Raw genomic sequence first — 4,933 nt, 5'->3', positions numbered from 1 at the left:
TCCCATTGAGAACGTCTATATCTTCGCCCTTCTGGACGTGAACGGGAACGGCGAGGTCGACGGGGGCGACCGGATCGGTTATTACAGCGCAAACGAGAAGGACTATCCAACGCTGATCACTATTGATGGGGGTGAGACCGGGGATATCGACGTTCGATTCTACATGGATGTCATGGAACCGTCGGGTCTCACCATGTCCCTGAAGGGGAGCTTTTCCCCGCCGGAGGGATATGACGAGACGGCGCCGCCCGTCAGCATCATACTTGCCAGGGCCGATGATCCATCCGTCCTGTTCGATGACCCCCTGTCGGCGATCAAGTACTTTGAGCGGCTCCCGGCAGGCGAATTTCTCTTTGATATCGACCTGTCGAAAACGGACTTTCTCCCCGGTGATGAGATCACGGTGATCGCTCTCTGGGACCGTGACTACGAGCGGGGATTTCCCGATCCCACCGGGGGGGACAAGATCGGGTACGCACAGAACAAGGAGATCTACGCCTTCACGGTGGAACTGGATTACGGGGTCACCCCGGTACCGTCCGCGGGATACGAGTTTCTCCTGAGCAAGAACGTGTATGATTTCGATTCATCCATTCTCTATGCCCTCGACATGTCCCACGCGGGCAGCTTTGACCCGGCGGTGGCCAAGATCATCGTCATGGCCCTGCACGTGAGCGGCATAGAAGTGGGGCTCCGATTTCCCAATAAGGTATTTGTTTCCATCAATATGGATTACATCCTTGCCCTGAAGACGCTTCCCGCGACCTCCTATGACTATATCGGCGTCGGTGAGAGGATCGATCCGGTGCCGCCGCGGAACCTTGACATCTTTACGGCCCTTTTCAACGAGATAACCGTATGGGAGGAGAATGAACCGCCCGAGCCGCTCATCAAGGGAGGCGTTACCTGGGCCGGCGCGGAAAAAACGGCATACCTGGTGGCCATTCTCGACAAGAACGGCAACAACCGCCTCGATGACGACGATGAGATCGGGTATTACTGCAACGAACCGGTACAGATCATCAGTAACGGCACCATAGAAATACCTGGGTACGGAGAGATCATCGTTCCCGACTGGTTTCCCGCCGATCTCTTCGGGACCTATTATTTCCCGACGCCCATCGAGCGGATCACCAGGGGGGATAACCGGGAAGACCGGGGCGACGGGGAGTTTGGTCCCTTCTGGATAGAAATGAACAAGTACTATGGTTCTTCGCTCTTGACGGAATAGGAAAGGTGTGGGTTGATGGATACAAAGCCCCCCGGAGATGACTTTCCGGGGGGCTTTTTCAATTGATCATCTCAGGGCTTCCTTGTTGAACAGGGCGCTTCTGATGGGTTTGTTATACTCCACCTTTTCGATCTGAAGTTCTGTTTTTCCCGCCCCGTTGGCCAGTGCCATGACGGCCTTGAAGGGCGTGAGGACGTCCTCCACCTTCTTTACCTCGTAATTTTCAAGAAACTTGTGGAGTTCCCCGTCCTGATAGAAATCGATCCTGACAATGAAGTAGTCCGACTTCCTCACGTAAAGGACGAGCTTGTCGTAGACCTTTTCGCCCTGTGTTTTTACCGCTTCAACCTTGTAGCAATCCTCTCCGACGGCGCTCTCCTCACCCAGGAGCGTGTATTCGTAATCGTCGATATCCCGTGAACCGAGGTCGTCATAGTAAAAATGGGAATTCACGAACGGTTTCCCCTTGTCCGACGAGGCGATCCGTTTCACCTTTCCCGAGGAAAGACGGAGCCACTGATCGTCGTCCTTGCCCTTGTAGGAATGGGTGAGGAGCTTGATCTTCGTCGGCCGGATGAAGGATATCATGATCCGGTCCTCGTCGTTCGGGAACTTCTTCGCCATTATCTCGAATTCCTTATCCATGACTCTGCCGCCCTTGTAAATGTTCATGAGAACGGTGCTTTCCGCCGTCTGCGGTTCCGGAAGGGCGTCGCTCTTTTCCATGATCTCCCGTCCCGTCACCGCGTACAGTGTCTGATGGAAAAACATGACCGCCAACAGGGCCAGAAAAATCCTCATTTTCACGGCTGTCCTTACCTCCACTTTTTTATTTTTCGCGTATCATATCACATCCGCCGGCGAGAAAAAACCGGTCACCTTCGTTTTCCCCGATTCAATTCCGGAGACGGGTCACTTTTCCTGCTCCAGTCCGAAGAGTCGTCCCAGGTTCAGAGACCGCGCCAGCCAGGATTCCGATTCTTCGTGCATGACGATCCGGACGCCCGTCAATTTGATGGCGGCGGGCAGGATGAGCAGGGCGCCTGCGGTGGTGGCGATCATGGTCGTCGCCATGAGAATGCCGAAGAGTATGACGGGAATGAACTTTGATGTGACGAGCACCGAAAAACCGAGTATCAATGCCAGAGAGGTGAAGATTATGGCCTTTCCCGAGACGGCCAGCGTTTTCGCGATCGTTTCGTCCACGCTGCATCCTTTTTCGCGGTTGTGCCTGAAGGTGTTGAGAAAATGGATCGTATCATCGACGCCGATGCCGATCGTGACGGCGGCAATGATGGATGTGGCCAGGTCGAGTTTGATCCCCAGAAGGCCCATGATGCCGAAATTGAAAATGACGGCCACGCTCATGGGTATCAGTGCCAGCAGCCCCGCCTTGATGTGGTTGAAGAGCAACGTCACGATGACGCCGATGACGAACAGGGAAAGGAACAGGCTCAACACCTGTCCCATGACGATATAGTAGGCGAGTTTGACGTTGATCATGGGGTGCCCCGTTATCCGGTGGTACATGCCGGGCGGCAGCGTTCCCCGCAGGTGCTCCGCTATTCGCGATGCGATATGGTTAATCTCCGCCGTCCCGATGGGATGCCCCTGTTTCTGGCAGATCCTGGCCAGCACGTTAGTGGTCCTGAAATCACGATCCACGTAAGATTCGAAGTCGTCAACCCTCCCGTCCGAGTTCACATCCTCTCCGCTGTATATCTCGAGATAGTCCATGATGTCCGATGAATGGACGGGGATGCTGAAATAGGATCTGCGGTCGTTGTTCATGGCCATGTGCATGGTCTTGATATAGTCGGGGAATGCATCGGTCCTGCCGACGTTGAGGTCCGGGTTGTCCTCCGATTCGAGCCACCCGCGGAAATCTTCGACCATCATGAGAAATCCGGGGTCCTTGGTGCCGTCGGCCTTTCCCGAATCGATAAGGATGTTCAGGCACTGTTCGCCGCCGAAGCGGTCACCGATGAGCTTTGCGCTCCGGCGGATAGGATCATGTTCCTTGAAGTAGCTCAAAAAGGTTGTTTCGATCTCCAGCCGGTATATGCCGACGAAGGAGATACAGAGAACGATCGCCACCGCGACCATGACTTTCCGGTAATGAACGGTCGCTCCCCTCGTCATGAGCCTGATGATCCGGTCGACGAAACCGGCTTTCGGCCCTCCCCGGGTGAGGGCCACTTCCGTGCTGTGCGGCAGCAGTGCGAGGCCGGCGGGGATCAGGGAGCTTGAGATCATGACGGCGAACAGGACCCCCAGGGCGCAGAAGAACCCCCAATCCCTGATGCCGATGAGGCTGCTCGTCACGAGGGTCATGAAGGCAATAAAAGTGGTCAGCCCGGCCAGGAGCACCGTCAGGGAAATATGGGTCATGGAGAGTCGCAGTCCCTCGATCTTTCCTTTTTGGGAGATCATGCGGAAATCGGCATAGTACTGGTTCATGATGTGTATCGAGTAGGAGCTGCCCACGGCGATCATCAGAACGGGGATGGCGACGCCGATGGCGGTGATCTTGCACCCCAGGTATCCCATCAGGCCGAGGATCCAGAAAAGACCCATGGCCAGCGATATGAAGGGAAGCAGGACACCCCGGGTGGTCCTGAAATTGAAAAAGAAGACCAGAATGACCACCAGGAGAACGATCGGAATAAAGGTGAACAGGTCGTGGTGAAGATACCGGTTGATCCAGATGTAGACCATTTCCATGCCCTGGGGGGTGATGCCGAGCTCCGGATAGCTTTCGATGATCTGGAGTATCTCACAGGCGATGGGATTGCGGTCCCCCTTGTTGAAGAACTTGATGACGGCGCCGAAGGAGGTTATCTCCCCCGTTTCGGAATCCCGCGAATAGATGCCTTTTTCGAAGGCTGGATTCCGCTCGAGCTTGCTTCTGAATTCCCCGAGCTCACGGTCGTTCCCGGGAAGGATCCTTTTCCCCCTGTCATCCTTTTCGACCAGGTAATAGGCCTCGAGGGTATCGTCCCTGCCGGTGATGTCCTGCGCCGTCAGGGGAGAGATGATATCGTCGATCATTCCTGAACGCTTCAGCTCGCAGGAACGAATGATCTTTTTCCTGAGTCCCCTGAGGTCGCTTCCGTTGAAATGGCCCTTTCTGCCGAATATCGTCGCGCTTTTGCGTTCAAGCAGCCGCTGGAAACCGGGGTCGTCGGCAAAGGCGTTCATGAGGTCCCGCCGTGAAATATCGCCGGGACGGTCCATGAGAGCTTCGAATCGTCGCAGCCGTTCCTGCTCCCGGGCCTCATCAAAGGTCTGATATTCCTCCAGGTCCGTGAAGAATCTGTCGAGTTCCCTGAATGTTTCCGGATACCAGAGGTTCTCCGGGGTGATCGCCATGATGAGGAAGCGGCCGTTGTCGCCGTAAATGTTCCGTATCTGGTTGAAAAAGAGGTATTCCTGATCGTCCTTGGGAAGGAAGGCTTCGACCGAATTGTCGAACTCCAGCCGCTTGATGCCCGGCGTGAGGATGATGGAGATGAGGAGGAGGACAGCGATGACAGTTTTCGGCCACCTTAGAACGAAACGTATGTATTTATTCATGAAATAACCGCCCCCGAGCAGCTTCCGCACCAGAAACTGATAGGTAATGAAAATTCATTACGGGCGATTATGAGCATATTCAATGGTTCTGTCAAGTATAAAACGGTGGCAAAGCGACAAAGGGGC

3 protein-coding genes are annotated in these 4,933 nt (G+C 54.9%); 1 reads left to right on the top strand and 2 read right to left on the bottom strand.

Annotated elements, in window-relative coordinates:
* Positions 1 to 1,231, top strand: a 1,231-nt coding sequence (locus tag JXO48_09250; protein MBN2284062.1) for a hypothetical protein, incomplete at its 5' end; no start/stop codon positions are given.
* 66 nt (positions 1,232 to 1,297) lie between these two features.
* Here the strand turns inward: JXO48_09250 and JXO48_09245 are convergent.
* Together JXO48_09245 and JXO48_09240 are read right to left on the bottom strand one after the other, a co-directional pair.
* Entirely contained in the window at positions 1,298 to 2,038 is a 741-nt protein-coding gene (locus JXO48_09245; GenBank protein ID MBN2284061.1) for an outer membrane lipoprotein-sorting protein, read from the bottom strand.
* Positions 2,039 to 2,143: 105 nt separating this feature from the next.
* A complete protein-coding gene (locus JXO48_09240; GenBank protein ID MBN2284060.1) occupies positions 2,144 to 4,807 on the bottom strand; it encodes an MMPL family transporter in 2,664 nt (887 codons plus the stop codon).
* Positions 4,808 to 4,933 lie beyond the last annotated feature (126 nt).

The organism is Deltaproteobacteria bacterium (assembly GCA_016933965.1).
In the GTDB taxonomy this organism is placed as follows: domain Bacteria; phylum Desulfobacterota; class Syntrophia; order Syntrophales; family UBA2210; genus JAFGTS01.
This window is presented reverse-complemented; position numbering and strand designations above follow the sequence as displayed.